A 26,708-nucleotide genomic window follows, 5' to 3' on the forward strand; every position below is an offset into this window, starting at 1 on the left:
CAGGCGTCGGGTTCCCCGCGATTTGGAAAAAAGCGCTATTTTGGCATTAATTTACCACCGCGACCTGTATGTAAATTACCTAGGTCGCGCGCCAGGCTGGCTGATAGACTGGCGGCCGATCACGTCGCGGACCTGCGGGCGACGCAATACGCATTTCCGGGTGATCCCTGTGTGATTCGGAAACACCCTCGCCGGAAAGCACTTGATTTAAAACGATTTTTCGGAAATCCGCGTCCAGAACTGCGGCCTGATCGGCCGGAATTCATATAATCTTTCTATAATACGGATCTGGTGAATCGCCGTCCAGGTCTCGGCATCATGCCGGCTCCTGTGCCAGTGGATAACCCACCCGCCCGAGCAGAGCTGCGGGCAGCCTGCCCCGCGCCGCGGCAGAGCAACAACACCCTGCAATGCGCATGTTTTTCTCCCTTGCGAGGTCAGGGAGGGTGGCCCCGCAGGTGGTGTCGGTCGGGGCGATCCGCCGATGATGTTGCATTACGGTTCCGAGGCGGCTTCAAGAAACCGTTTAGCCTAGGTTAAATCCATACTAACGATGATAGACTTGACCTTGACTGGACCGATTCCCGCGGGCCGCGGCCCGGACTATTCGCGCCGCAGGATCTTGTCGACCACGAACGCCGCCAGCCGGTCTTCGTGAAAGGCACGGCGGATGCCGTCCGGGTCGTAGTCGGTGGCGATCCAGTCGCGGAACGCGATCGGCGCGGCCTGGTTGCGGGCGAGATAGCTGTCGAAGAAGGCATCGAGCACGCCGGTGCGCGACTGGCGGATGTGGCCGTAGCGGGCGCTGAGCTGGGCCATCGCCTCGGCCACCGGGCGGTTCTCGTGCAAGATGAGGTAGAGCGCGGCGACGAAGCCGGCGCGGTCAGCGCCCGACTTGCAGTGGATCACCGCCGGATATTCGATGCCGGCGAACAGCCGCTCGGCGGCGAACACGTCCTCGGCCGGCGGCAGCTCGCGCGAGCGCATCGGCAGGTCGACCAGCGCCAGCCCATGGCGCGCGCAGGCCTCCACCTCCAGCGGATAACTGCCGAACTCGCGGCCGCCGCGCAAATTCACCACCGTCCTGATGCCGAGACGGGCGAAGGCGGCGATGTCCGGCGGCGCTGGCTGATTGGACCGCCACAGCTTGTCGGAGACGCGGTGGCGGTTTTTCCACACCAGCCGGAACAGGCCGTGGTCCGCCATCAGCATATTGGCCCACGCCGCCGCGCGCGCCGTCGGGCCGGCGATCGGACGGGTCCAGCGGGCGATACGAGCCATGCGGCGGGCATACCGCTGGTCGGGTGTGGGGAAAAAGACGCTGCGCACGGTCGGTCTATATCGGGTCGACACTGCGGCGACAACCCGGCGCCGGCCGGGTTCAGGGCGCCGAACTCGGGTTAACGGCGGTTTCGGGGTTGCGGAAGGTCTGATTCGATGAGGGGCCTCGATTCGGAGCCCCGCCATGAGCCTTGATGGCCTGAGCCTTGATGGCCTGTTCGTCCCCGAGAAGTCGCGCCTGAAGGTGCTGCTCGACCACCTGTCGGTGATCGAGGACCCACGCGAGGCGTGGCGGGTGGCTCACCCGCTGCCGGAGGTGCTGCTTTTGGTGGTGTGCGGCACCTTGGCGGACTGCGACGACTACGAGGGGATCGCCGAGTGGGGCGAGACGCATCTGTCGTTTCTGCGCCGCTTCCTGCCCTACCACCACGGGGTTCCGGGGGCGCGCTGGCTGACCTTGCTGATGAACCGCATCGACCCGGACCTGTTCGCGGCGGCGTTCACGGCGTGGGTTCGGGAGAGCTGGCCGGATCGCCCGGACCTGGTGGCGATCGACGGCAAGACCTCGCGGCGCAGCCACGACCGCGGGGCCGGCAAGGCGCCGCTGCATCTCGTTTCCGCCTTCGCCACCACGCGCCGTCTGGTGCTCGGCCAGGAGGCGGTCGCCGACAAGAGCAGCGAGACCACGGCGATCCCCCTCCTGATCGAGCGGCTCGCCGCCGCCGGCGGCCTCGACGGCACCCTGATCTCGATCGACGCCATCGCCACCAATCCGACCATCGCCACCGCCATCCGAGGCGCCAAGGCCGACTATCTGCTCGCCGTGAAGGCCAACCAGCCGACCCTGCGGGCCGAGATCGAGAGCTTCTTCGCCGAGGCGCCCGCGGCCGAGACCGAGAGCGTCACCGACCTCGACAAGGGCCATGGCCGCATCGAGAGCCGCACCGTCACGGTTGCCCGCGAGGTCGATTGGCTGAAGGGTGATCGGCGCTTTCCCGGCGAATTGCGGCTGCCCGACGTCGCCACCATCGTGCGCGTCGCATCGCACGCCGAACTCGCCGACCGCGGCCGCTTCGAGACCCGATACTACATCTCCTCGGCCGCGCTCTCGGCAACCGCCGCCGCCGAGGCCGTGCGAAGCCACTGGGCGATCGAGAACAGCCTGCACTGGGTCCTCGACGTCACCTTCGGCGACGACCAGTCCCGCCTGCGCACGGGACACGGCGCCAGGAACATGGCCGTCGTCCGCCACTTCGCCTTCAATCTCCTGCGCGCCGTCACCGACAAGAAAAGCCTCAGGCTCAGGCGAAAGCGCGCTGGCTGGGACCCCGAATACTGTGCTCAAGTCCTCGGACACAGGGCGCGTTAACCCGGATTCGGTGCCCTGCGGCCGGGTTGGAGGCGTTCGAAGCGCCCGGCGCCGGCCCGACGCACGGCGGCGTGACAATACCGCCGCAGACGGCGCTGTCCCGCCGCCGCCGATAATGCTAAGGCGGCGCCAGACTGCGGATCTGCGGCGCCGGGGCGGTCACCCCGACACATGCGCGTGCAATCCGCCCCCCCCGCCGGCGTGGACGCCGCCGCCCTCGACCGACCAGCCTTCCAAATGACACAGCCCCCTTCCCGCCCGACTGCCTCCCGCTTCACGCGCCCGCAGCTGCTCGTGCTGTTCCTGGCGCTGGCGGTGCTGGCGGCGATCCCGATCGCCACCCACCCGGTGCCGCCACTGTCGGACTATCCGAACCACCTGGCGCGCATGCACGTCATCGCCGTGCTCGACCACGACCCGGATCTTTCGCGCTACTACGAGCTCGACTGGCACATCCTGCCCAACCTGATGATGGACCTGGTGGTGCCGTGGATCGATCGGGCGGTCGACATCTATACCGCCGGCCAGGTCTTCACCGTCCTCACCTTCCTTCTGATCATGTCCGGCACCGTGGTGCTGAACCGGGTGCTGTTCGGCGGCTGGTCGGCGTGGCCGTTCATCGCCTTTCCGCTGCTCTACAGCGGAGTGTTCCTGCTCGGGCTGATGAACTACCTGTTCGGCATCGGCCTCGCCTTGTGGGGCCTTGCTGCCTGGATCCACTGGCGTGAGACGTGGCTGCCGCTGCGTTTGGTGCTGGCAACCGCGATGGTGGCGCTGCTCTATGTCTGCCACCTGTTCGCGGTCGGCCTTTATGCCATCGGCCTGCTCGGCTTCGAGATCTGGCGGCTGACCACCCAGGAGGGGCCTCGCGGCCGGCGCGTGCTCGACTTCGTGCTGAGCGGCCTGCCGTTCCTGGTGGTGCCGGTGCTGCTGGTCGGCAGCCCGACCTGGGGGCTGGCGAGCCAGAACGAGTGGGAGCCACGCGGCAAGATCGATGGTCTCATCACCGTGATCGAGGTCTATTCCGACGTGGTGGCGTTCGGGCTCACTGCGACGGTGGCGATCACCGCCGGCTGGGCCGCCCGCCACGGCCTGCTCAAGCTGCACCCTGCCGCCTGGATCGTGTTTGCGGTCGGCGCGGTGGTCTATCTGGCGCTGCCGCGGGTGCTGTTCGGCTCCTATTTCGCCGACCAGCGGCTGCCGGTCGCGCTGGCCTTCATGGCGGTGGCGTTCGCCGACCTCGATCTGCACCGGCGTTGGACGATGCGGGCGTTCTGCATCGTGCTGGTGGCGCTGCTGGCGGTGCGGGTGTTCGAAGTCCAGCTGACGTGGCGGCAGCTCACCAAATGGACCTCGGCGTTCCAGCAATCGGTGCAACTGATCGACCGCGGCGCCAAGGTGCTGGTGGCGTTCGACGACAACGCCCAGGCCGACGACGTGCGCGACCTCGGCCTCGCCCACGCCGCCTGCCTCGCCATGATCGAGAGGTCGGCGCTGGTGACCACCGCCTTCGCGGTGCGCGGCAAGCAGATCCTGCAGTTGAAGCCGGCGTGGCGCGACCACGCCGACACCGAGGACGGCACGCCGCCCTCCGCCAGCCAGCTGATCGCCACCTCGATGCGCAGCGTCGAGACCATCGAGCAGTATTGGGACGACTGGCCGAGCCGGTTCGACTACGTCTACCTGCTCTACACCGAGCGCGGCAAAGACAACCCGGTGCCGGCGTGGCTGTCGCTGGTCTATGAGGGCGCCCGCTTCCAGCTCTACCGGGTGGTGCCGAATCCGCCGGGCTGACCCTCGCCGTCGCTCCAAAGGAGGGCTTGCGATCGGGCTGGGCGAAGGTAGGGTCGCCCGACCGATACGACCGACCGGGACTTTTCGCCATGGCCACCTCCCTCCGCCCCCGCCGCAGCGTGCTCTACATGCCGGGCTCCAACGCCCGCGCGCTGGAAAAGGCCCGCACGCTGCCGGCCGACTGCGTGATCCTCGACCTTGAGGACGCGGTGGCGCCCGACGCCAAGGACATCGCCCGCGACCAGGTGACGGCGGCGGTCAAGGCCGGCGGTTTCGGCCTGCGCGAGGTGTTCGTCCGCATCAACGGCCTCGACACGCCGTGGGGCGCGGCCGACCTCGCTGCCGCCGCCACCGCGGCGCCCGACGTCATCTTGGTGCCCAAGGTGTCGGACCCCGAGGACCTGCGCCGGATCGGCGCGATGCTGGCGGACGCCGGCACGCCCGAGACGACGCGGGTGTGGGCGATGATGGAGACGCCGCGGGCGATGCTGGCGGCGCTGGAGATCGCCGACGCCGCGCACGACCCCGCGACCCGCCTTGCCGGCTTCGTGATGGGCACCAACGACCTCGCCAAGGACACCCGCGCCCGCTGGCTGCCCGGCCGGGCGCCGATGCTGCCGTGGCTGATGGCCTGCCTCGCCGCGGCGCGGGCAAACGGCCTCGACATCGCCGACGGCGTCTACAACGCGCTGTCCGACGACGACGGCTTCAAGCGCGAGTGCAACGAGGCGCGCGACCTCGGCTTCGACGGCAAGACCCTGATCCACCCGAACCAGATCGGCCCCTGCAACGCCGCGTTCTCGCCGACGGCGGAGGAGGTGGCGTGGTCGCGCACCGTGATCGCCGCGTTCGACGCGCCGGAGGCGCAGGGCAAGGGCGCGCTGCAGGTCGAGGGCAAGATGGTCGAGCGCCTGCACGCCGAGATGGCGCGGCGGGTGGTGGCGATCGCCGCGACCATCGCCGCGCGCGAAGCCGCCTGACCACGCCAACCGCGCGGCCGCCCGCGGCTGGCCGCAACCGACCGACAAAGGCCGGGCGCACATCGGCCGAAGGGGAACGACGATGCTCCAGAAGACCTCCAGCGGCAATTTCTTCGAGGACTTCCGCCTCGGCCAGGTGATCCGCCACGCCGTGCCGCGCACGATCACCGTCGGCGACGTCAGCCTCTACACCGCGCTCTACGGCACGCGCTTTGCCGTTCAGTCGTCGGACGCGTTCGCCGCCGCGGTCGGCTATCCGGAGAGCCCGGTCGATGATCTCTTGGTGTTCCACATTGTGTTCGGCAAGACCGTGCCGGACGTGTCGCTGAACGCCATCGCCAATCTCGGCTACGCCGGCGGCCGCTTTCTGAAGGCGGTCTATCCCGGCGACACCCTGCACGCGGTGTCGGAGGTGATCGGGCTCAAGGAGAACTCCAACAAGAAGACCGGCGTCGTCTATGTCCGCTCCACCGGCTTCAACCAGCACGGCGAGGAAGTGCTGGACTATGTGCGCTGGGTGATGGTGCGCAAGCGCGACGAAAACGCCCCGATCATCGAGCAGGGCGTGCCGACGCTGCCGAAGGCGCTGGCGCCGGGCGCCCTCGGCACCGCCTGCCCGCGTATCGACGGGGCTGAGTGGAACGAGGCGCTGGCCGGCAGCCCGTTCCGCTTCGACGACTACGAGGTCGGCGAGAAGATCGACCACGTCGACGGCATGACGGTGGAGGAAGCCGAGCACCAGATCGCGACCCGGCTCTATCAGAACACCGCCAAGGTGCATTTCAACCAGCACTCCGAGAGCAAGGGCCGGTTCGGCAAGCGGCTGATCTATGGCGGCCACGTCATGTCGCTGGCCCGCGCGCTGTCGTTCAACGGCCTCGCCAACGCCTTCCACATCGCCGCCATCAATGGCGGGCGTCACGTCGCGCCGCTGTTCGCCGGCGAGACGGTGTTCGCGTGGTCGGAGATTGTCGACAAGCAGCCGCTGGCCGCGCGCAGCGACGTCGGCGCGCTGCGCATCCGCACCGTGGCGACCAAGGACAAGCCGGCGACGCTGTTCCCGGACAAGCTCGCCGACGACTACGACCCCTCAGTGATCCTCGACTTCGATTATTGGGCGCTGCTGCCGCGGTGAGGCGCCGGCGGCCGGCCCGCATCGCCGGCGACCGGACCCGGCGCGGCCAGGCCGCCTTCACCCGCGGCGGCGGCCGCCCTTGCCAGGCGCCTTGCCGAACGCGGGTTTCGGCCCCGGCCGGAAGTCGTCCGGCTGCAGCGGCAGCTCGCGATTGTGCGGGCCCATCTCATCCAGCGTCGGCTTGCGGGCGCGAGAGCCGCCGCCAGCGGCGCTTGCCCCGCCCCCGCCGCCCGCCGACCCTCCTCCGATCGGGGAGGCAGACGAGGCGCCGCGCTTCACCGGCACGCCGGGATCGTCCAACACCGCCAGCTCGGCGGCCCGAAGGCGCTTGATCTCGTCGCGCAGCCGCGCTGCCTCTTCGAAGTTGAGGTCGGCGGCGGCGGCGCGCATGCGCGATTCGAGATCGGCGATCACCGCCGTGAAATTGTGGCCGATGGTCGCCGCCGCGGCGGCCGGCCCGGCGTCGACCCGGACGTGATCGCGCTCGTAGACGCTGTCGAGAATGTCGGCGATGCCCTTCTTGACGCTCGCGGGGGTGATGCCGTGCTCGGCGTTCCACGCCAGCTGCTTGGCGCGGCGGCGGGTGGTCTCGGCCATCGCCCGCTCCATCGAGCCGGTGATGCGGTCGGCATAGAGGATCACCTTGCCGTCGACGTTGCGGGCGGCGCGGCCGATGGTCTGGACCAGCGAGGTTTCGCTGCGCAAGAACCCTTCCTTGTCGGCGTCGAGGATGGCGACCAAAGCGCATTCGGGGATGTCGAGGCCCTCGCGCAGCAAATTGATGCCGATCAGCGCGTCGAAGGCGCCGAGGCGCAAATCGCGGATGATCTCGATGCGCTCGATGGTGTCGATGTCGGAGTGCATGTAGCGCACCCGCACCCCCTGCTCGTGCAGGTATTCGGTCAGGTCCTCGGCCATGCGCTTGGTCAATACCGTGACCAGCGCCCGATAACCGGCGGCGGCATTGGCGCGGACCTCGCCCAGCAGATCGTCGACCTGGGTGCGGGCCGGCCGCACCTCGACCGGCGGGTCGACCAGGCCGGTCGGGCGGATCACCTGCTCGACGAACACGCCGCCCGCGCGCTCCAGCTCCCACGCCGCCGGGGTGGCGGACACCGCCACCGTCTGCGGCCGCATGGCGTCCCATTCCTCGAAGCGCAGCGGCCGGTTGTCGAGGCAGGACGGCAGGCGGAAGCCGTATTCGGCCAGCGTCGCCTTGCGGCGGAAGTCGCCGCGATACATCGCCCCGATCTGCGGGATGCTGACGTGCGATTCGTCGATGAAGATCAGGGCGTTGTCGGGGATGTACTCGAACAGGGTCGGCGGCGGCTCGCCGGGCCGGCGGCCGGTGAGGTAGCGCGAATAGTTCTCGATGCCGGCGCAGGAGCCGGTGGCCTGCAGCATCTCCAGGTCGAAGGTGGTGCGCTGCTCCAGCCGCTGCGCCTCCAGCAGACGCCCCGAGGCATTGAGCTGGTCGAGCCGGGTCTTCAGCTCCGCCTTGATCGAGGCCGCCGCCTGCTGCAGCGTCGGCTTGGGCGTCACATAGTGCGAATTGGCGTAGATCTTGACGAACCCCAGGGCGCCCTTGGTCTCGCCGGTGAGCGGGTCGAACTCGTCGATGCGCTCGACCTCATCGCCGAACAGCGAGATCCGCCACGCCCGGTCCTCATAGTGGGCCGGAAACAGCTCGATGGTGTCGCCGCGCACCCGGAACATGCCGCGGGCGAACTCGAGCTGGCTGCGTTTGTATTGCAGCGCGACGAGGTCGGCGATCAACTGGCGCTGGTCGATGCGGTCGCCGACCTGGATGGCGAAGGTCATCGCCGTATAGGTCTCGACCGAGCCGATGCCGTAGATGCACGACACCGAGGCGACGATGATGACGTCGTCGCGCTCAAGCAACGATCGCGTTGCGGCGTGGCGCATGCGGTCGATCTGCTCGTTGATCGCCGAATCCTTCTCGATATAGGTATCGGTGCGGGGGACGTAGGCTTCCGGCTGGTAATAATCGTAGTACGAGACGAAGTACTCGACCGCGTTATCGGGAAAGAAACTGCGGAACTCGCCGTAGAGCTGCGCGGCCAGCGTCTTGTTGGGGGCGAGAATCAGCGCCGGGCGCTGGGTCTGCTCGATCACCTTGGCCATGGTGAAGGTTTTGCCCGAGCCGGTGACGCCGAGCAGCACCTGGTCGCGGTCGCCGGCTTGGATGCCGGCCACCAGCTCGCGAATCGCGGCGGGCTGGTCGCCCTGCGGCTCGAACGGACTGCTGAGGACGAACGGCCGGCCGCCCTCGCTCTTGTCCGGCCGCGGCGGGCGATGCGGCGTCCACGGCTGGTCGCGCAGCAGCGGGTTGCCGTCGCGGATCAGTTGCTCGAGCGCCTCGGCGCTGGCGGAGGAGCCCAGCGGCGTGCCGTCGAACGCCGCCTGCGGCGCTTCGGCAAATCCGGCGTCGCCTTGGCCTGTCATGGCGCCGTGGCCGGCGGTGCCGTCGGCGAGGCCGGGGTTGAGCAGCGCGGCGAGCGCCGGGTCCATCGCCGGCGACGGCGGGCGCGCCGCCCGGCTGCGGGCACGGGGCGTCTTAGCGGGCTTGCTGGGAGGCTGGGAGGGGTTCGCGGGCGAGGACATGCCGGAAATATGGGCCGCCCGGGCCGGCAAGGAAAGCGGGGGCGCATCGAACCGGGGGCACGCGACCGCGACCGGGCGGTCCGGCGACCGTTGCCAGGCAGCCGGGCCGACCGCGGCGCGGCTGGTGCCAGCGCCTGCGATCTCCCGCCCGCCCGCCCTCAGTGCGCGCGGGCGATGGCGAATGCCACGGCCTCGGCCAGCGCGCGCCGGATCGGCGCGGCCGGGAAGATGCCGAGCGCATCGGTGGCGATGGCGCCATAATGTTTGGCGCGTTCGCAGGTGTCCTCGATGGCGCGATGCTTGTGCATCAGCCCGACAGCGGTTTCGAGCGCGGCGTCGTCGACCTCGCCCTGCTCCAGCGCCTTGCGCCAGAACGTCCGCTCGTCATCGGTGCCGCGACGGAATGCCAGCACCACCGGCAGCGTGATCTTGCCCTCGCGGAAGTCGTCGCCGACATTCTTGCCGAGATCGGCGGCGCGGCCGCCATAATCGAGCGCGTCGTCGACCAGCTGGAAGGCGATGCCGAGGTTCATGCCGTAGGAGCGGCAGGCCGCTTCCTCCGCCTTGCCGCGGCCGGCCAGCACCGGGCCGAGCTCGGCGGCGGCGGCGAACAGCTCGGCGGTCTTGGACCGAATCACCGCGAGGTACTCGTCCTCGGTGGTCTCGGTGTTCTTGGCGGCGGCGAGCTGCATCACCTCGCCCTCGGCGATAACCGCGGCGGCGGTGGAGAGGATCTCCAGGCAGCGCAGATTGCCGACCTCGACCATCATGCGGAAGGCCTGGCCGAGCAGGAAGTCGCCGACCAGCACGCTCATCTCGTTGCCCCACAGCATGCGGGCGGCGGCCTTGCCTCGGCGCAGCTCGCTCTCGTCGACGACGTCGTCGTGGAGCAGGGTGGCGGTGTGCATGAACTCGACCGCAGCGGCGAGCTTGGTGTGACCCTCGCCCTGGAAGCCGCACAGCTGAGAGGTGGCGAGCGTCAGCATCGGCCGCAGTCGCTTGCCGCCCGACGAGATCAGGTGGTTGGCGACCTCGGGGATCGTGGTGACATCGGAGCCGGTGCGCGAGAGAATCGTAGCGTTCACCCGCTCCATGTCGGATTGGACGAGACGCACGAGGCCCTCAATCGACGCTTCGGGCGCGGATTCGAACGGTAAGACGACGGCCAAAGGAGGCTCCCAGCCGAGACCAGACCACGACCGTCCGCGGCCGCGATCGAACCGTAGCATTTAGAGGCGACCTTCGCCGGGGGCAAGAGCCAGCTTGATCACAGGCCGCTTCCGACCGCCGACGACAGCGCAGGCGCCGCCTCCGCCAGCCGCGCCACCTCCTCGGCGACGCGGTCGACATGCCCGTGGTGCAGCATATGGCCGGCCTTGGCAATGCGGACGACGCGAATCGCCGGCGCATCGCGCGCCAAAACCTCGCCGTGGATCGCCGCCGGCACGGTGGCGTCGGCCTCGCCCACCACCAGCACGGTCGGCACCGCCAACGCGGCATAACGCGGCGCCTGGGCCGCCAGCTCGCCGCGCAGCAGCTTGAAATCCTGCATGGTGTCGCGGAAACGGTCGGGAGTCATGGCCAAGGCCAGGGCGCTGGTGCCGAGATAGCCGGGCGGCAGCGGCTCGGGCGCGAACATCCGCGCCGTCGCCGTCTCCAGCGCTGCCAGGCTGAGGGGCGTCGCCAGGGTGTGGGTGAACAGCGGCCCGGTCAGCAGCACCTCGGCAGCGGCCTGGAACCACTTGAGCCCGCCCGGGCGGGGGTGAGTCGCCGGGTTGATCAGCGCCAGCCCCGCGACCTCGCCGGGGTAGTCCAGCGCATAGCGCAGCGCCACCGAGCCGCCGAACGAGTGGCCGACCACGATCAGCCGCCGGGCGCCGACCGCGCGCACCGCGCCGCGAATCAGTTCGGCCTGGCGGCCGAGCGCGGCGTCGCCGTCGCCGCCCAGCCGGCGGCTCCAGCCTGAGCCCGGCCGGTCGGCGATCAGCACCGGCAGGCGCGCCGCCAGCCGCTGGCCGAGCGGCCTCAGGTCGGCGCCACAGCCGGGGGCGCCATGCAGCAGCAGCACCGCCGGCCGGTCGGCCGCCGCCGGGTCGGCGCCGAGCCGAACGAGGTGGATGGCGCCGCCATCGACCGCGACCACATCGCCGGCGGGCGGGAAGCGGGTTTCGAGCCGCGCGGTCTGCGCCCGGGTGAGCGCAGCGGCGGCGCCGAGGGCGAGCGCGCCGGCAAGAACGAGGATGACGAGGGCGAGCAGCATGGCGTGCGATCCGCAAGGCCAGCCATGCTATCGCGTCGCCGCCGCGCCAGCCAGCGCGCGATATGCTACCAACCCGGCATGGAAGAGCTGATGCGTACCATCGACCCGGTGCTGGTGACCGCAATCGAGGCGCTGCTCGGCGAAGCCGGCATCCCGCTGCTGGTGGCCGACCAGAACATCGCGACGGTGGAAGGCTCGATCGGCGCCTTCCCGCGTCGCATCCTGGTACCGTCCGAGCAGTTGGACGCGGCGCGGCGGCTGGTGATCGCCGCCGGTCTCGGCCACGAGCTCACCTCGCCGCGGTGAGCGCGGGGCAGGACGACCGATCTCACAGCCCGTAGCGCGACCACAGCGCCCGCGCCTCGATGGCCGAGACGACGTCGGCGGCCAGGCCGGGCCCGACCTCGGCGGCCTGGCCGAAACCCGGCAGGCGGCGGCCGAACAGCGTCCGCTCGGCCGAGATCAGCGGCATCAGCACCTTGTCGCCGAAGCGCTGGCGCAGCACGGTGCGCGTCTCGCCGATGTCGTCGATCAGGCCGAACGCTTTGGCCCGCTCGGCTTCCCAGTATTCGCCGGTGAACAGGCTGTCGTCGGGCGCGGCAAGCCTGGCGCCGCGCCGGCCCTTCACCAGCTCGATGAACTTGGCGTGAATGGCACGCTGGATGGTCTTCACCCGCTCGACGTCTTCGGGGTCCTCGGGGCGGAACGGGTCGAGCATCGATTTGCGGGTGCCGGCGGTATAGACCCGGCGCTCGACGCCGATCTTCTCGATCAGCTTGTCGAAGCCGAACGAGGCGCCGATCACCCCGATCGAGCCGACGATCGAGGACGGATCGGCAAAGATCTCGTCGCCGGCGCAAGCGATCATGTAGCCGCCGGAGGCGGCGACGTCCTCGACGAACACCAGCACCGGCAGCTTGGCCTCCTCGGCCAGCAGGCGGATGCGACGGTGGATCAAGTGCGACTGCACCGCCGAGCCGCCCGGCGAATTGATGATGAGCGCCACCGCCTTGGCGTCGCGTACCGCGAACGCCCGCTCCAGCACCCGCGCCACGCTGGCCATGGTCATGCCCGGCGACAGCGGCGTGCTGAACCCGATCACCCCGGTGAGGCGCACCACCGGCACCACCGGCATCTCGGGCGGGCGCAGCGACGCGGGCAGCAAGGGGCGGATGCGATAGATGAGACGTTCCGAAAGAGATGCAGCCATTTCCAATAGATAGAGCCGGATACCGGCCATCTCAAGGTCCCGGCTGCGCCGCGGCTGCCCGCACCTCGTTCAGAGCCCAAGCCCGGACCGAAAAATCTCACACCGCCAAGGCGTCGCCGCGGCGCAGCGCCGCCTCCGCCGCGGTGGAGGGCCGGCCGTCAGGCTCGGCCAGCACCAGCGGCGGCCGCAGCGACAGCGGGGTGCGGCGGCCCTTGCGGGCGCGCACCAGCACGCGGCTGGCCGGCGCGTCCGGCCGCGGATGCACCGGTACCACCTCGACCGCGCCCCAGCGGTCGCCGAGGTCGGCCAGCACGCCGGCCAGCGCGTCGGCGCGGTCGATCAGGGTCAACGTGCCGCCGGGCTGCAGCAGCCGGCCGGCGGCGGCGATCCAATGACAGCGCGGGCGGTCGGGCATGTGGGCGCCGCGCTTGCCGGCATCGGGCGAGGCGGCGTGGCGGCTGGGATCGAGGAACGGCGGGTTGCACAGCACCTGGTCGAAGGCGCCGGCGGCCGGCGGCCCGTCGGCGCGGCCGACCGTGGCGACGTCCGCCGCCACCACCGTGACGCGACCGGCCAGGCCGTTGCGGGCGGCGTTCTCCCCCGCCAACGCAGCGAGGCCGGGGTCGATCTCGACCAGCACCATCGACAGGCCGGGAACCCGCGCCGCCACCGCCAGACCGGCGGCGCCGACCCCGGCGCCGAGGTCGACGGCGCGCTCGCCGGGCAGCGCCGGCACCGCCGCCGCCAGCAAAATGGCATCGTGCCCGACGCGATGGCCGCGCGCCGGCTGCAGCAGCCGCAGCCGTCCGCCGAGCACGGCGTCGTCGGTGGTGGCGTCGGTCATAACGGTCTGGTCGCGGTCCGCGGACGGGTGGAGATGGTCGCCGCCGTCAACGCCGGGCGCGGCGACGGCGGCTGCGGCCAACACCTAGACCATTTTCCGCGCGGGTGGGATCCGGGCAGGCGCAACCGGCCCGAAATTGGCCTCAGAAACTATGCGCACTACGCGCCACGGCGCCGTTCCGTCTGGCGTCCAAGGCCGGCCGACCCCATTGGGGACCTTGCGCCATGGTCCGACAACCAGCGAGGCCGCGTTCCGCCCCCAATCTTTCGTCCCTTCGCCTGCCGCGACAGCCGTCCCAGCCGTCCGGCGGTGCGGCCCGAGGCCGGCCACAGCCGCGCCCGCGGCTCAATTGCGGCGGGCCGCCGCAACCATGTCCTCGAGCGCATTAAAAATCCGCTCCGCGCCCGACTGATCGCCGAGTTCGGCGAGGTGCTCGGCGATACCGAGCATGTGATCGGCGGCGTCGATCAAAAGCGTCCGGTCATGGGCCGCGATCATTTCGGCGATCGAAACCAGACGGTCGGATGCCGACAGTTCCGATGAAGTCGTTTCTGAAAACATGTCCCTCGAGCTCTTGGCGTGACGTTAGATGAGCTTCGGCCAGGGGCGGGGCGCCGTGAGCGCGGCCTGTGCCCGAAATAGCATCCCGCGTATATCAACGCCAGAATTTGACGATTGTTTCGTGCCTGGTGGTTACCTTACGGCTACCTTCGCCAATTCGGCTGTCGAAGCGTCAATTATAAACGTTTTCTGACGTCGCGCGCTGTTGAGAATAATCCAAAATACCAACCATTACACGGCCGCCGCGCCATAGGACTGACCGAACCTAGCCGCCGTGCTGCACGAACGCCCGCGACCGCAACAACCCAACCTTGCGGCCTAGCCTTGAAAGCAACCTGTGATCTGCCATGGCGCCGTCGGGATGGCGGCCGACCGCGTCATAGAGGCGGCGATGAACCAGCAGGCCCTGCTCCGGGCGGACGCGGCCGCGCACCACACGGGCGACGCTGGCCTGCCACTCCGCCAGCCGCGGCAGGGCGCCATCGGCGTCGACGGCGTAGCGGAACGCCGCAGCCGCCGCGGCAACCGAACCGCGACGGCCGGCAGCGGCCGCAAACGCCTCGACCGCGGCGCCCCAGCCGTCTTCCAGCACGATGTCCGGCCGCAGGAACAACAGCCAGTCCGCCCGCGCCTCGGCGGCCGCCCGCCTGAGCCGGACGCCGAGATCGCGCGCCGCCGGGTCGGCGATGATGGTGCAGCCGGCGGCATCGGAAACCGCTACGGTATCATCGTGCGAGCCGCCGTCGGCCACGACAACGTCGCGCAGCACGCCGGTCGACACCGCCGGCACCAGCGCGGCGAAACACGGCACCAGCGTGCGTTCGTTGTTGTGGGTCGGGATGATGACGCTGATCACGGCGCGCTGCCTCTCGGTTGCGGGTCCCATCTAGCCAGGATCGCGGCGGAGGGCCACCCCGGCCCGGCCACGCCGCCGCCACCGCCCGAATGGATCGCCCAGGCGCCCGCTCAGCCGCCGCAGCGCAGCCCGCCGCTCAAGCGCCGCTCTGTCGCACCACAGTACCGCTTGCGCGCGGTCTGCTCTCCGTTTGTTCTTTGTTTGTTCGAAATTCCGCGTTATGATTTCAATATGAACCGAGTCGCCCGAAAGCGCCCCGCCGAGCCGGCCTGGACCAACGATCTGGCCATCGACAGTGCGCGCGCCCAGCGCACCAGCCTCGACATCGACCGCCGCCGCGGCCGCGGGGCGGCGAGCAATCCGAGCGGCCGGTTCGAAGTCCAGGCGCGGACCGAGATCGACGACGGCTGGCAGTCGCTGGACGACCTGCCGCCGTTCCGAACCGAGGTGATCGAGGAGAAGGCGCGGCGCATCATCACCCGCAACGACTCCCCCGACATCGGCTTCGACCGCTCGATCAACCCCTATCGCGGCTGCGAGCACGGCTGCGTCTACTGCTTCGCTCGGCCGAGCCACGGCTATCTCGGGCTGTCGGCGGGGCTCGATTTCGAATCCAAGCTGTTTGCCAAGCCCGACGCGGCGGCGCTGCTGGCGCGCGAGCTCCAGGCGCCCGGCTACCAGGCCAAGACCATCGCGCTTGGCACCAACACCGACCCCTACCAGCCGATCGAGCGGCACTACCAGATCACCCGCGGCATCCTTGAGGTGCTGGCACGGGCCGACCACCCGGTCGCCATCGTCACCAAGTCGGCGCTGGTGCGGCGCGACATCGACATCCTGGCGCCGATGGCGGCGAAGGGCCTCGCCAAGGTGGCGATCTCGCTCACCACCATGGACGGCCGTCTCGCCCGCACCCTGGAGCCGCGCGCCGCGGCGCCAGCGAAACGGCTGGAGACCATCAAGGCGCTGGCGGCAGCGGGCATTCCGGTCACCGTGCTGGTGGCGCCGATCATCCCGGCCCTCAACGACGGCGAGATCGAGCGCATCCTCGACGCCGCCAAGGCGGGCGGCGCCGGCGAGGCCGGCTATGTCATGCTGCGCCTACCGCACGAGCTGAAGGATTTGTTCCGCGAGTGGCTGGTGCAAAACTATCCCGACCGCTATCGCCACGTGCTGTCGCTGGTACGGGAAATGCGCGGCGGCAAAGATTACGACCCCGAATGGGGCAAGCGCGGGCGCGGCGAAGGCCCCTATGCCTGGATGATCGGCCGCCGCTTCGAGACCACCTGCGCCCGCCTCGGCCTCAATCGCCGATCGTTCAGGCTGCGCACCGACCTGTTCGTGCGGCCGCCCCGTCATAACGAGCAGCTGTCGCTGTTTGGCGACCTGCCGCTGATGCGGTTGCCAGCCGGTCGGCGTGACGCGGCATGACGTAGCTGCATTCGGTATCGTACGGATGAGGCCCGCCGCGCATTTGATGCGCGGCTGTCACCACCGACATCCGGCATTGTCGGCGCATGCGCCGAATGCGGGGCGGTGCGCGCGGGTGGCTGCGGGCAGCGTTGCACGGGCGACGGCGCGGCACATCCCTGAATCGTCCCGGCGTTGGCGTGCCCCTGCCGTCGCTGGACACGCGATCATGAACCGTCCCGCGCCGGCGCCGAGCGCGCGCGCAGCAGCGCGCCGCCGCAGACAATGCGGCCGCGACGTTCAACTCTTTTTTTACCCTGATGCCGGCATGATCACGACGTTGCGTTGCGTCGCGTCACCCGAGTACCAGTATGCGTCAGTTGCGTCGCGGGACGTCCGCTCAGGCGTCCCGCTTTTCACTCGACTCCTCCGCCGCCATCGAGAGCCATCTCGATCGCATTCACGTCGGCGACAGCATCCCCATCCTCGCCGGCATGCCGCCGGCGTCGGTCGACGTGGTGTTCGCCGACCCGCCCTACAATCTTCAGCTCGAAGGCGCGCTGAAGCGTCCCGACGAAAGCGTGGTCGACGCCGTCGACGACGACTGGGACAAGTTCGCCTCCTTCGAGGCCTACGACGCCTTCACCCGCGCCTGGCTGCTCGCAGCGAAGCGGGTGATGAAGCCGACCGCCACGCTGTGGGTGATCGGCAGTTACCACAACATCTTCCGGGTGGGAGCGGCGCTGCAGGATCTTGGTTTCTGGATTCTGAACGACGTGGTGTGGCGCAAGACCAACCCGATGCCGAACTTCCGCGGCACGCGCTTTCAGAACGCCCACGAGACCCTGATCTGGGCGGCGCGCGACAAGTCGGCCAAAGGCTACACCTTCAATTACGAGGCGCTGAAGGCCGGCAACGAGGACACCCAGGTCCGCTCCGACTGGACCATCCCGCTTTGCACCGGCGCCGAACGGCTGAAGGACGCCCACGGCCGCAAGCTTCACCCGACCCAGAAGCCCGAGGCGCTGCTGGCGCGGGTGCTGCTGTCGTCGTCGAAGCCCGGCGACGTCGTGCTCGACCCGTTCTTCGGCTCCGGCACCACCGGCGCGGTGGCAAAGCGGCTCGGCCGCCGCTTCGTCGGCATCGAGCGCGACGCCGGCTATGCCGCCGCGGCCGAGGCCCGCATCGACGCGGTGACGCCGCTGCCGGAGGCCTCGCTGGCGCCGTTCGCCACCAAGCGCGATGCGCCGCGGGTTGCGTTCTCGGCGCTGATCGAGCGCGGGCTGCTGCAGCCCGGCGCCACGCTGACCGACAAGGACGGCGACTGCGAGGTGCTGGTTCGCGCCGACGGCACGGTGGAATTCGGCAAGGTGGTAGGCTCGATCCACCGCATCGGCGCGCTGGTGCAAGGTGCCGAAGCCTGCAACGGCTGGACGTTCTGGCATTACGCCGATGGTGGCCGCCTGCGCGCGATCGACCATCTGCGCGCCATCGTGCGGCAGGAGCTCGCGGCGTAGCGGACGCCGCGCGGAGGCTCGAGGTGGTCGTGGCCGGGCATCGTCCCGGCCACTGTCGTTTTTGCGGCGATCGCTGCGATCAGGCCAGCGCGCGCGAGGCGTCCTTCACCTTGCGGGTCGAGGCCTCGACCTGCCGCGTCGCGCCGGCGATTTCGTTCATGCCGCGGCTGATGATGTCGACGCCCTCGGCGGCAGTGCGCATGTTGTGCGACATCTCGCGCGTCACCGCCGACTGCTCCTCGACCGCGGTGGCGATGGCCGAGGAAATGCCGTTGATGGTCGAGATGGTCGAGGTGATGCCCTCGATGGCCTGAACCGCCTTCTGGGTGTTGCCCTGCACCGCGGAGATCTGGTTGCCGATCTCCTCGGTGGCCTTGGCGGTCTGGCTGGCGAGGCTCTTCACCTCCGAGGCCACCACTGCAAAGCCGCGGCCGGCTTCGCCCGCCCGCGCCGCCTCGATGGTGGCGTTGAGCGCCAGCAGATTGGTCTGCGAGGCAATGGAGTTGATCAGCTCGACCACCTCGCCGATCTTCTGCGCGGTGGTGGCGAGGCCGGCGACGATGCCGGTGGTCTCCGAGGCCTGCCCGACCGCCTTTTCGGAGATCTCGCGGGCGTGCGTCACCTGCCGGCTGATCTCGCCGACCGAGGCCGCCAGCTCCTCCGCGCCGGCCGCCACCGCCTGCACGTTCGCGGTGGTCTGGGTCGAGGCGCTGGCGGCGGAGGCGGCCTGCTCGTTGGCGCTCGACACCGCCTGCATGATCTGGCCGAGATCGCCGTCGATCTCGCGCTGCACCGTGGCCCGCCGCGTCTGCTCCTCGACCTGCGCGGTGATGTCGGTGGCGAACTTCACCACCCGGAACGGCTTGCCGTTCAGATCGAGAATGGGATTGTAGGAAGCCTGGATCCACACCTCGCGGCCACCCTTGCCGATGCGCTTGTATTGGGCGGCCTGGAACTCGCCGCGCCGCAGCGCCGCCCAGAACGCGGTGTAGTCGGCGCTGGCGCGACCGGCCGGCTCGACGAACATCGAATGATGGCGGCCTCTGATCTCGTCGAGGCTGTAGCCGAGCGCCGCCAGGAAATTGGCGTTGGCAGCGAGGATGGTGCCGTCGAGGTCGAACTCGATCACCGCCTGGGCGCGGTGGATGGCGTCGAGCTGGCCCTGCACCTCGGCGGCGGCGAGCTTCTGCGTGGTGACGTCGGTGGCAATCTTGAGCACGCACACCGGCTTGCCGCCGCGGCCGAGCACCGGATTGTAGGAAGCCTGGATCCACACCTCGCGGCCGCCCTTGCCGATGCGCTTGTATTCGGCGGCCTGAAACTCGCCGCGCCGCAGCGCCGCCCAGAACGCGGTGTAGTCGGCGCTGTCGCGATAGGCCGCCTCGACGAACATCGAATGATGGCGACCCTTGATCTCGTCGAGACTGTAGCCGAGCGCGGCCAGGAAGTTGGCGTTGGCTTCGACGATGGTGCCGTCGAGATTGAATTCGATGATCGCCTGGGACCGGTTGAGCGCCTCAATGCGCCGGGCGGCTGCGGTGCGGAAACCGAGGGGGGTCATGGCGTAACTCCGGCTTGGGGTATCTTGGTTTCATATAAAACAATTCGTTAAATTACAGTCACCGAAACCGCGCTTTCTGATCGTTACGGCAGCCCAGGGACATAACCCTCGTCCGAGAAGCAGTAACCTTGCGTCAGACTACGTTACGTAAACTCCAGGACGCCCGTTATATTTGACGCGATTCGATTACGTCTCTGTTACTTGAGGACGCGCGGGCGCTGCCGGCGGCCCAGCATGAATTCAACCCTTGATTTACAAAAATAGGCTTCTGCCTGTATTTCCCTGCGGCGATCGCCGCCGCGTGGCCCGGAAGCGGATCGATCCGCGCACGCCGCCGGCACCGGCTCGGCGCTGCCCCGCTGGCGGCGCAAACGGCCGCGGCATCGTTCCGGTGCCGGCCGAGGTCTGCGCCGCCGCCGTCATCCGCCGGCGTGGGCGGCGATCTTTCTCATCACCGTCGGCAGGCCGGCCTGGCCAAGGCCACCCAGCGCCTGCCACCAAGCGCCGGCGGGGGCCGGCGTGTCGGCCGCCACCTCGCCGGCATAGACCGCCAGCTCCAGCTCGAAATGGGTGAAGCCGTGGCGGACGACGCCGGGCAGCCGTCGCAGCCGCACCTCCAGCGGCACCGTGGCCGGCGGCGGCGCGTCGAGGTCGAACCCGGCCTGCCACGCCGTGCCCGGCACCTCCGCCATGCCGCCGAGCAGGCCCTTGGCCGGGCGGCGGCGCAGCAGCACCTCCGCCCCGCCCCGCACCAGCCAGAACGCCGCGCCGCGGCGCAGCGGCCGCACCGCCTTCGCCGCCTTGCGCGGAAACGTCTCCTGAGTGCCGTCTGCCCGCGCTGCGCACGGCGCCAGCCACGGGCACAGCGCGCAGGCGGGCGCGCGGGGGGTGCAGACGGTGGCGCCAAGGTCCATCAGCGCCTGGGCGAAATCGCCCGGCCGCACCGACGGCACCAGCCCGGCGGCGAGCGCCCGGATCGCCGGCTTGGCCGCCGGCAGCGGCGCCTCAAGTGCGAACAGCCGCGTCACTACCCGTTCGACATTGCCATCGACCGCCGCCGCCGGCCGATCGAACGCGATCGCCGCTATGGCCGCCGCGGTGTAAGGGCCGATGCCGGGCAGCTCGCGCAGCCCCGGCTCGGTGTCGGGAAAGCGGCCGCCGCAGCGCTCCGTCACGGCACGGGCGCAGGCGTGCAGGTTGCGGGCGCGGGCGTAGTAGCCGAGCCCGGCCCAGCGCCGCAGCACCTCCTCCACCGGCGCCGCCGCCAGCGCCTCAACGGTGGGAAACGCCGCAAGAAAGCTGGCGAAATAAGGCCCGACCGCCTTCACCGTGGTCTGCTGCAGCATGATCTCCGACACCCACACCAAGTAGGGGTCGGGCGCCTGGCCCGGCTCGGCTCGCCACGGCAGCCGGCGGCGATTGAGGTCGTACCAGGCCAGCAGATCGGCGGGATCGGGCGGGGGACTCTTTTCGCGGCGACTCGCGGATGGTAAAGGATACCTAAACATCATGCGGATGTCATAGATCGCCGCCCGCGCAATCCAAACCTCAATGGCCAAACCACGCCGTCTGCGACCGCTCGCCGACCTGATCCCGGATTCGCTGGGCGAGGCCGCGCGCGCCCAGGGCTTCGCGGTGATCGAGATCGTCACCCACTGGCCGGAGATCGTCGGCGAGGAACTGGCGTCGGCCAGCGAGCCGGTCAAGCTGGTGTGGCCGCCCAAGGACGACCCCGATCGCCGCGGCGCCACGCTGGTGGTGCGGGTCGAGGGCACCCACGCGCTCGACCTGCAGTTCACCGCGCCGGTGGTGATCGAGCGCATCAACCGCACCTTCGGCTGGGCCTGCGTCAGCCGCCTGTCGCTGAAGCAGGGGCCGGTGACGCCGAGGGCGGTGCGCGCGCCGCCGCCGCCCGAGCCCGACCCCAGGCTGGTGGCGGAGGAGCGCGCCCGGCTCGACGCCATCGCCGACGACGGCCTGAAGGAGAGCCTGGCGCGGCTCGGCGCCTTCGTGCGCGGCAAACGCTGAGGCATCCGGTTGCGAGCGGCAGGTGGCGCAACCGATGATGTGCTCGCGCCTGCTGCGGCGGGTTACCCACAGCCGCCCACAGCCGGTTGACGAAGGCGTGAACTGCGGGGGTCGCAACCTTGCCACGGTCGGCCGATCACGCTACCCGAACTGGAAACCGATGGAGAGTGAGATGTCCGTGACGCGCAGATCGATGATGGCGGCCGGCGTCGCCGTGCTTGCCCTCGGCCCGCTGGCGCCGCTCGGGTTGCTGCCGGCCTCCCCGGCCGCGGCGCAGAGCTACAGCGCCGCCGACCTGCTCGCCCCCGGTCCGCTGCCCGACAAGGTGCTCGGCAAGGCCAGCGCGCCGGTGACCATCATCGAATACTCCTCCCTCACCTGCTCGCACTGCGCCCACTTCCACGCCGAGGTCTATCCCAAGCTCAAGTCGGCCTATATCGACACCGGCAAGGTGCGGCTGATCCTGCGCGAGTATCCGCTCGATCCGGTCGCCGCCGCCGGCTCGATGCTGGCGCGCTGCGCCAGCGACGACAAGTATTTCCCGCTGGTGGACGCCCTGTTCGCCAGCCAGAAGGGCTGGGCCTTCACCGAGGACCGTTACGGCGGCCTGCTGCGCATCGCCAAGCAGGCCGGCTTCACCAAGGACCGGTTCGACGCCTGCCTGAAGGACCAGAAGCTCCTGAGCGACATCGAGGCCTCCCGCAAGCGCGGCTCGGACGTGCTCGGCATCAATTCGACCCCGACCTTCTTCATCAACGGTGAAAAGCACGTCGGCGGCATGACCTTCGAGGAGCTGTCGAAGATCCTCGATCCCCTGGTTCGCTGACGCTCGAGGTGAGCGATGAGCCGGCGCGGGCCGGCTTTACGCTCGACAGGGATCATCGCGTTCGACCGGTTCGGCGGCGGTGGCAGGCGGCGACCGGAGCGGATGCTGGCTCGGGCCGAATGGCGGCTCGCGGCCGGAGGGGTGCATGAAGTTCACGCGGCTGCGCCTGATCGGGTTCAAGACCTTCGTCGAGCCGACCGACGTGCCGATCGAGCCGGGCCTGACCGGCGTGGTCGGCCCCAATGGCTGCGGCAAGTCGAATTTGGTCGAGGCGCTGCGCTGGGTGATGGGCGAGTCCTCGCACAAGGCGATGCGCGCCAACGACATGGAAGCGGTGATCTTCTCCGGCACCAACAGCCGGCCGCCGCGCAACGCCGCCGAAGTCCTTCTCACCGTCGACAACGCCTCCCGCACCGCGCCGGCGGCGTTCAACGAGCACGACGTCATCGAGGTGTCGCGCCGCATCGAGCGCGACGCCGGCTCGGCCTACCGCATCAACGGCCGCGAGGCGCGCGCGCGCGACGTCACGCTGCTGTTCGCCGATGCCTCCTCCGGCTCGCGCTCGCCGGCATTGGTGCGCCAGGGCCAGATCGCCGAGATCATCAACGCCAAGCCCTCGGCACGCCGCCGCATCCTGGAGGAGGCCGCCGGCGTCGCCGGCCTCCACGCCCGCCGCCACGAGGCGGAAATCCGCCTCAAGGCCGCCGAGACCAATCTGGACCGGCTTGGCGACGTCATCGGCCAGATTTCCGGCCAGATGGACGCGCTGAAGCGCCAGGCGCGGCAGTCGGTGCGCTATCGCGCGCTGTCGGCGGAAATCCGCAAGGCCGAGGCCGGCCTGCTGCACCTGCGCTGGATCGAGGCGACCAAGGCGCTCGCCACCGCCGAGGCGTCGCTGCGCGAGGCCGAGCGCGCCGTCGCCGAAAAGACCCGGCTGCAGGCGGAGGCCGCCAAGGACCAGGCCATCGCCGCCCACACCCTGCCGCCGCTGCGCGACGCCGAGGCCAAGGCCGGCGCGGCGCTGGCGCGGCTCTCCGCCGCCCGCGACGCGCTGGAGCGCGAGGAACAGCGCGCCGGCCAGCGCCGGGGCGAACTCGACCGCCAGCTCGCCCAGCTTGCCCACGACATCGCCCGCGAAAAGACCCTGGCCGCCGACGCCGACGCGGTGCTGGCGCGGCTGGAGGCCGAGGAGGCCGAGGTGACCGCCGCGCGCGCCGAGCACGAGGCCGGCGCGCTCTCCGCCGGGCCGCGGCTCACCGCGGCCGCCGATGCGCTGGCCGCCAGCGAGAAGCGATTCGCCGTCGCCACCGCGGCGGTTGCCGACATCGCCGCCCGCCGCAACCAGCTCCAGCGCACCATCAAGGAGCACGGCGACAAGCTGGCGCGGCTCGCCAGCCAGATGGCGAGCGTCGAGGCCGACCTCGCCCGCATGGCCGGGGACGGCGGCGATGACATCGACGACCACCGCGCCGCGGTCGAGGAGGCGCTGGAAACCCTCGCCTACGCCGAGGAGCGCGCCATCGAGGCCGAGGCCGGCCACGCCGAAGCCCGCGACGCGATCGAGGCCGCGCGCAAGCCGCAACGCGACGCCGAAACCAAAGCGCAGCGGCTCGACGCCGAGGTCCGCACGCTGACCAAGCTGCTCGCGCCCTCCACCGGCGATTTGTGGCCGCCGGTGCTGGAGCAGCTGGTGGTGGCCAAGGGCTATGAGACCGCGCTCGGCGCCGCGCTCGGCGACGACCTCGAAGTTTCGGCCGCGCCCAGCGCGCCGGTGCATTGGGGCGGCGCCGCCATCGACCCGGCCGACCCGGCCCTGCCGGACGGCGCCGAGCCGCTGGAGCGCTTCGTCGAGGGGCCGGCGGCGATGGCACGGCGCCTCGCCCAGGTCGGCGTGGTCGCCCGTGCCGACGGGCCGCGCCTGAAGGGACTGCTCAAGCCCGGCCAGCGGCTGGTGTCGGTCGAGGGCGACCTGTGGCGCTGGGACGGCTTCACCGCCGCCGCCCACGCCCCCACCGCCGCCGCGCGGCGGCTGGCGGAGAAGAATCGGCTCGGCGAGCTCAACGACACCCTGGAGACGGCGCGGCGCGAGGCCGCCCGGTTCAAGGCGGCGCTGGACGAGGCCGAGACCCGGCTGCGCACCGCCGCCGCCGCTGAGACCCAGGCGCGCGAGGCCGCCCGCGCCACCCGCCGCCAGCTCGACCAGGCCCGCGAGGCGCTGGCCGCCGCCGAGCGCCGCACCGCCGAACGCGCCCAGCGCCTGTCCGCTTTGGCCGAAGCCAAGGCCCGCCTCGGCGAGGCCCGCGAGGACGCGGCGGCCGAACTCGCCGAGGCCGAGGCCATGCAGATGGAGCTTGCCGCCTCGCCGGAGCTCGACCGCGAACTCGACGAGGCCCGCACCCAGCTCGCGGTGGACCGCGCCGAACTCGCCGAAATCCGCGCCGAGGTGCAGACCATCGAGCGCGAGCGCGACGCCGCGGCACGCCGGCTCAAGGCGATCGCCGAGGAGCGGCGACAGTGGATCGAACGCTCGGCCGGCGCCGGAGCCCGCATCGCCGACATCGAGGCGCGGCGCGACGACACCGCCACCGAGCGCGCCGAGTTCGACGACCTGCCGAACCGATTCGCCGAGCAGCGCCGGGCGCTGATGAGCGAGATCGTTACGGCCGAGGCAACGCGGCGCGAGGCCGCCGACCGGCTGGCGGAGGCAGAAAGCGCGCTGGCCGACGCCGACAAGCGCGCCCGCACCGCGCTGACCGAGATGTCGGCTGTGCGCGAGGACGCGGTGCGCGGCCAGGAGCGGCTGGTCCAAAGCGAGGAGCGGCTGACCGCGGTGACCCAGGCCATCGCCGAAGCGCTCGACTGCACCCCGGAGCAGGCGGCCTCTCACGCCGATTTCAAGCCCGGCAAGCCGCTGCCCGACCCGGCGCAGTTGGAGGTTGACCTTGACCGCGCCCGCAGGGAACGCGAGCGGCTGGGCGCGGTCAATCTGCGCGCCGACGACGAATTGACCGAGGTCCAGACCCAGCACGACGGCCTGGTGCGCGAGCGCGACGACCTGATCGAGGCGATCCGCCGGCTCCGGACCGGGATTGCCAACCTCAACCGCGAGGCGCGCGAGCGGCTGGCCGCCTCGTTCGCCACCGTCGACGGCCACTTCCGCACCCTGTTCGAGAAGCTGTTCGGCGGCGGTGTCGCCGAGCTCCAGCTCACCGATTCGGACGATCCGCTGGAGGCCGGGCTCGACATTCTGGCCAAGCCGCCGGGCAAGAAACCGCAGTCGCTGTCGCTGCTGTCGGGCGGCGAGCAGGCGCTGACGGCGATGGCGCTGATCTTCGCGGTGTTTCTCACCAATCCGGCGCCGATCTGCGTGCTGGATGAGGTCGACGCCCCGCTCGACGACCACAACGTCGACCGTTTCTGCAATCTCCTGGACGAAATGGCGTCCTCGACCGACACGCGCTTCTTGGTGATCACCCACAACCCGATCACCATGGCGCGGATGAGCCGGCTGTTCGGCGTGACCATGGGCGAGCGCGGCGTGTCGCAGCTGGTCGCGGTCGACCTTGAGGAAGCCCAGAGCTACCTGGACGTGGCGTGAGACGCTCCCGCATGCCCTCGAGCGTTCGCGTCCAACAGTCTCGGCTCATCCAGCGGAGCGGCCCGCCGGGTGAGCCGCGTCTCGCAGGATGATCCGGCTGGCACGGGAATCGCCCCATGCTTCGAGACGGCGCGTTCGCACCTCCCCAGCATGAGGGCGATCGCACCACGGCCACAGACAGGCATCTGCCTCCCGAACCGCCATGTTTTTCCACAGTCCTGCACATCCATGCATCAGGTTCTGCTCCGGTTGTTCCGACTTTCGTTTCAAAGACTTCAGACGCCGGCTCAATTCTTGACACGTTCGGGACCCCTCTCTATGGTCCGGCCCGGCTTTCAGGGGGTGGATCCCGTCGTTTCCGGCGGCGTGAAAGTTGTGTGTTTCGGGAGGGGTTGAACCGGCCCCGAGACCTCTCGCAAGAACCATCCGAATGGACATCGGGTCGGGAGCAGTGCCAAGCCATGACGGACGGCACCGGCAACAGACCTGACGGCGACGGGAAGCGGCCGAGCGAGGCCGAACTCGCGGCGCGCCTCGAACGGCTGGGCCGGAAGATCGACTTGCTGAAAGGCAAGGAGGCGCCCGAACCCACCAACGGCGAGCGCCCCGCGGATTCGGGCATCTACGGCCGGGCAACCCGCCTGTCGAGCGAGTTTGTCGGCGGCATTCTGGTCGGCGGCGGCCTCGGTTGGCTGACGGATTATTTCCTCGGCACCTCGCCGCTGGGAATGATCGTATTCGTATTGCTCGGGTTCGCGGCCGGCGTGGTCAACGTGATCCGCGGGGCGGGGACCCAGGGTGGACCTGGTCCGGGCTCTCCGGGCCGCTAGCTTGGGATGGGCCGCAGCGCCCG

General features: G+C 70.1%; 21 protein-coding genes. 11 read left to right on the top strand and 10 right to left on the bottom strand.

What is annotated here, in order from left to right:
* Window positions 1–603: 603 nt before the first annotated feature.
* Window positions 604–1,281, bottom strand: coding sequence for a phosphatase domain-containing protein (locus BVIR_RS12930; RefSeq protein WP_082417118.1), 678 nt, complete (start codon window positions 1,279–1,281; stop codon window positions 604–606).
* Window positions 1,282–1,465: 184 nt separating this feature from the next.
* On the opposite strand from BVIR_RS12930, the gene BVIR_RS12935 reads away from it, so the two are divergent.
* From BVIR_RS12935 to BVIR_RS12950, 4 genes are all read left to right on the top strand, one after another.
* A complete protein-coding gene (locus BVIR_RS12935; RefSeq protein WP_082417120.1) occupies window positions 1,466–2,650 on the top strand; it encodes an ISAs1 family transposase in 1,185 nt (394 codons plus the stop codon).
* A 237-nt stretch (window positions 2,651–2,887) separates the two neighbouring features.
* The gene (locus BVIR_RS12940) at window positions 2,888–4,444 is read left to right on the top strand and encodes a hypothetical protein (protein WP_145911963.1); all 1,557 of its coding nucleotides are present in this window, start codon (window positions 2,888–2,890) and stop codon (window positions 4,442–4,444) included.
* Window positions 4,445–4,533: 89 nt separating this feature from the next.
* Window positions 4,534–5,424: an HpcH/HpaI aldolase/citrate lyase family protein gene (locus BVIR_RS12945; protein ID WP_055038036.1), complete on the top strand. Its 891-nt coding sequence runs from the start codon at window positions 4,534–4,536 to the stop codon at window positions 5,422–5,424.
* An 82-nt stretch (window positions 5,425–5,506) separates the two neighbouring features.
* Entirely contained in the window at window positions 5,507–6,559 is a 1,053-nt protein-coding gene (locus BVIR_RS12950) for a MaoC family dehydratase (protein WP_055038037.1), read from the top strand.
* A 57-nt stretch (window positions 6,560–6,616) separates the two neighbouring features.
* Here BVIR_RS12950 and uvrB read toward each other — a convergent pair whose 3' ends face one another.
* The 3 genes from uvrB to BVIR_RS12965 all read right to left on the bottom strand — a co-directional run bounded on the left by uvrB (window position 6,617) and on the right by BVIR_RS12965 (window position 11,444).
* Window positions 6,617–9,184, bottom strand: a complete 2,568-nt coding sequence (gene uvrB, locus BVIR_RS12955) for an excinuclease ABC subunit UvrB (protein ID WP_055038038.1) — start codon at window positions 9,182–9,184, stop codon at window positions 6,617–6,619.
* 158 nt (window positions 9,185–9,342) lie between these two features.
* Window positions 9,343–10,353: a polyprenyl synthetase family protein gene (locus BVIR_RS12960; RefSeq protein WP_055038039.1), complete on the bottom strand. Its 1,011-nt coding sequence runs from the start codon at window positions 10,351–10,353 to the stop codon at window positions 9,343–9,345.
* Window positions 10,354–10,451: 98 nt separating this feature from the next.
* Window positions 10,452–11,444, bottom strand: a complete 993-nt coding sequence (locus BVIR_RS12965; RefSeq protein WP_055038040.1) for an alpha/beta fold hydrolase — start codon at window positions 11,442–11,444, stop codon at window positions 10,452–10,454.
* A gap of 90 nt (window positions 11,445–11,534) precedes the next feature.
* On the opposite strand from BVIR_RS12965, the gene BVIR_RS12970 reads away from it, so the two are divergent.
* Entirely contained in the window at window positions 11,535–11,750 is a 216-nt protein-coding gene (locus BVIR_RS12970) for a putative signal transducing protein (protein ID WP_335338126.1), read from the top strand.
* 22 nt (window positions 11,751–11,772) lie between these two features.
* Here BVIR_RS12970 and BVIR_RS12975 read toward each other — a convergent pair whose 3' ends face one another.
* From BVIR_RS12975 to BVIR_RS12990, 4 genes are all read right to left on the bottom strand, one after another.
* Entirely contained in the window at window positions 11,773–12,654 is an 882-nt protein-coding gene (locus BVIR_RS12975; protein ID WP_055038042.1) for a S49 family peptidase, read from the bottom strand.
* Window positions 12,655–12,751: 97 nt separating this feature from the next.
* Window positions 12,752–13,579, bottom strand: a complete 828-nt coding sequence (locus tag BVIR_RS12980; RefSeq protein ID WP_335338127.1) for a tRNA1(Val) (adenine(37)-N6)-methyltransferase — start codon at window positions 13,577–13,579, stop codon at window positions 12,752–12,754.
* A 264-nt stretch (window positions 13,580–13,843) separates the two neighbouring features.
* Entirely contained in the window at window positions 13,844–13,996 is a 153-nt protein-coding gene (locus tag BVIR_RS12985; RefSeq protein ID WP_156331044.1) for a hypothetical protein, read from the bottom strand.
* Between the two features lie 328 nt (window positions 13,997–14,324).
* Window positions 14,325–14,915 (bottom strand): glycosyltransferase, encoded by a 591-nt coding sequence (locus BVIR_RS12990; RefSeq protein WP_169788611.1) that lies wholly within the window; start codon window positions 14,913–14,915, stop codon window positions 14,325–14,327.
* A gap of 231 nt (window positions 14,916–15,146) precedes the next feature.
* Here BVIR_RS12990 and BVIR_RS12995 point away from each other — a divergent pair, with 231 nt between their 5' ends.
* Both BVIR_RS12995 and BVIR_RS13000 read left to right on the top strand, forming a co-directional pair.
* Window positions 15,147–16,346, top strand: a complete 1,200-nt coding sequence (locus BVIR_RS12995) for a PA0069 family radical SAM protein (RefSeq protein ID WP_082417402.1) — start codon at window positions 15,147–15,149, stop codon at window positions 16,344–16,346.
* Between the two features lie 350 nt (window positions 16,347–16,696).
* Window positions 16,697–17,842 carry a site-specific DNA-methyltransferase gene (locus tag BVIR_RS13000; RefSeq protein ID WP_055038044.1) on the top strand — a complete coding sequence of 382 codons (1,146 nt, stop codon included), beginning with the start codon at window positions 16,697–16,699 and terminating at the stop codon, window positions 17,840–17,842.
* Between the two features lie 79 nt (window positions 17,843–17,921).
* On the opposite strand, the gene BVIR_RS13005 is transcribed toward BVIR_RS13000, so the two are convergent.
* Both BVIR_RS13005 and mutY read right to left on the bottom strand, forming a co-directional pair.
* On the bottom strand, window positions 17,922–19,403 hold the full coding sequence (locus BVIR_RS13005) for a methyl-accepting chemotaxis protein (protein WP_055038045.1): 1,482 nt from the start codon (window positions 19,401–19,403) through the stop codon (window positions 17,922–17,924).
* 419 nt (window positions 19,404–19,822) lie between these two features.
* A complete protein-coding gene (gene mutY / locus BVIR_RS13010) occupies window positions 19,823–20,962 on the bottom strand; it encodes an A/G-specific adenine glycosylase (RefSeq protein WP_417852032.1) in 1,140 nt (379 codons plus the stop codon).
* On the opposite strand from mutY, the gene BVIR_RS13015 reads away from it, so the two are divergent.
* From BVIR_RS13015 to BVIR_RS13030, 4 genes are all read left to right on the top strand, one after another.
* Complete coding sequence (locus tag BVIR_RS13015; protein WP_055038046.1) at window positions 20,955–21,431, top strand: DUF721 domain-containing protein; 477 nt, start codon at window positions 20,955–20,957, stop codon at window positions 21,429–21,431. The genes mutY and BVIR_RS13015 overlap by 8 nt on opposite strands.
* 172 nt (window positions 21,432–21,603) lie before the next feature.
* Entirely contained in the window at window positions 21,604–22,257 is a 654-nt protein-coding gene (locus BVIR_RS13020) for a DsbA family protein (protein WP_055038888.1), read from the top strand.
* Between the two features lie 145 nt (window positions 22,258–22,402).
* Window positions 22,403–25,855 (top strand): chromosome segregation SMC family protein, encoded by a 3,453-nt coding sequence (locus tag BVIR_RS13025; protein WP_055038047.1) that lies wholly within the window; start codon window positions 22,403–22,405, stop codon window positions 25,853–25,855.
* Window positions 25,856–26,316: 461 nt separating this feature from the next.
* Complete coding sequence (locus tag BVIR_RS13030) at window positions 26,317–26,685, top strand: AtpZ/AtpI family protein (RefSeq protein WP_055038048.1); 369 nt, start codon at window positions 26,317–26,319, stop codon at window positions 26,683–26,685.
* The last annotated feature ends 23 nt before the right edge of the window (window positions 26,686–26,708 follow it).

It is taken from the genome of Blastochloris viridis, from assembly GCF_001402875.1.
GTDB lineage: Bacteria > Pseudomonadota > Alphaproteobacteria > Rhizobiales > Xanthobacteraceae > Blastochloris > Blastochloris viridis.

Coding starts and splice junctions, on each gene's coding strand:
- BVIR_RS12965 (WP_055038040.1), bottom strand. CDS start 11,444: ATGCTGCTCGCCCTCGTCATCCTCGTTCTTGCCGGCGCGCTCGCCCTC.
- BVIR_RS12970 (WP_335338126.1), top strand. CDS start 11,535: ATGCGTACCATCGACCCGGTGCTGGTGACCGCAATCGAGGCGCTGCTC.
- BVIR_RS13000 (WP_055038044.1), top strand. CDS start 16,697: ATGCGTCAGTTGCGTCGCGGGACGTCCGCTCAGGCGTCCCGCTTTTCA.
- BVIR_RS12945 (WP_055038036.1), top strand. CDS start 4,534: ATGGCCACCTCCCTCCGCCCCCGCCGCAGCGTGCTCTACATGCCGGGC.
- BVIR_RS13005 (WP_055038045.1), bottom strand. CDS start 19,403: ATGACCCCCCTCGGTTTCCGCACCGCAGCCGCCCGGCGCATTGAGGCG.
- BVIR_RS12935 (WP_082417120.1), top strand. CDS start 1,466: ATGAGCCTTGATGGCCTGAGCCTTGATGGCCTGTTCGTCCCCGAGAAG.
- BVIR_RS12985 (WP_156331044.1), bottom strand. CDS start 13,996: ATGATCGCGGCCCATGACCGGACGCTTTTGATCGACGCCGCCGATCAC.
- BVIR_RS13030 (WP_055038048.1), top strand. CDS start 26,317: ATGACGGACGGCACCGGCAACAGACCTGACGGCGACGGGAAGCGGCCG.
- BVIR_RS12995 (WP_082417402.1), top strand. CDS start 15,147: ATGAACCGAGTCGCCCGAAAGCGCCCCGCCGAGCCGGCCTGGACCAAC.
- BVIR_RS12975 (WP_055038042.1), bottom strand. CDS start 12,654: ATGGCTGCATCTCTTTCGGAACGTCTCATCTATCGCATCCGCCCCTTG.
- BVIR_RS13020 (WP_055038888.1), top strand. CDS start 21,604: ATGTCCGTGACGCGCAGATCGATGATGGCGGCCGGCGTCGCCGTGCTT.
- uvrB (WP_055038038.1), bottom strand. CDS start 9,184: ATGTCCTCGCCCGCGAACCCCTCCCAGCCTCCCAGCAAGCCCGCTAAG.
- BVIR_RS12940 (WP_145911963.1), top strand. CDS start 2,888: ATGACACAGCCCCCTTCCCGCCCGACTGCCTCCCGCTTCACGCGCCCG.
- BVIR_RS13015 (WP_055038046.1), top strand. CDS start 20,955: ATGGCCAAACCACGCCGTCTGCGACCGCTCGCCGACCTGATCCCGGAT.
- BVIR_RS13025 (WP_055038047.1), top strand. CDS start 22,403: ATGAAGTTCACGCGGCTGCGCCTGATCGGGTTCAAGACCTTCGTCGAG.
- BVIR_RS12930 (WP_082417118.1), bottom strand. CDS start 1,281: ATGGCTCGTATCGCCCGCTGGACCCGTCCGATCGCCGGCCCGACGGCG.
- BVIR_RS12950 (WP_055038037.1), top strand. CDS start 5,507: ATGCTCCAGAAGACCTCCAGCGGCAATTTCTTCGAGGACTTCCGCCTC.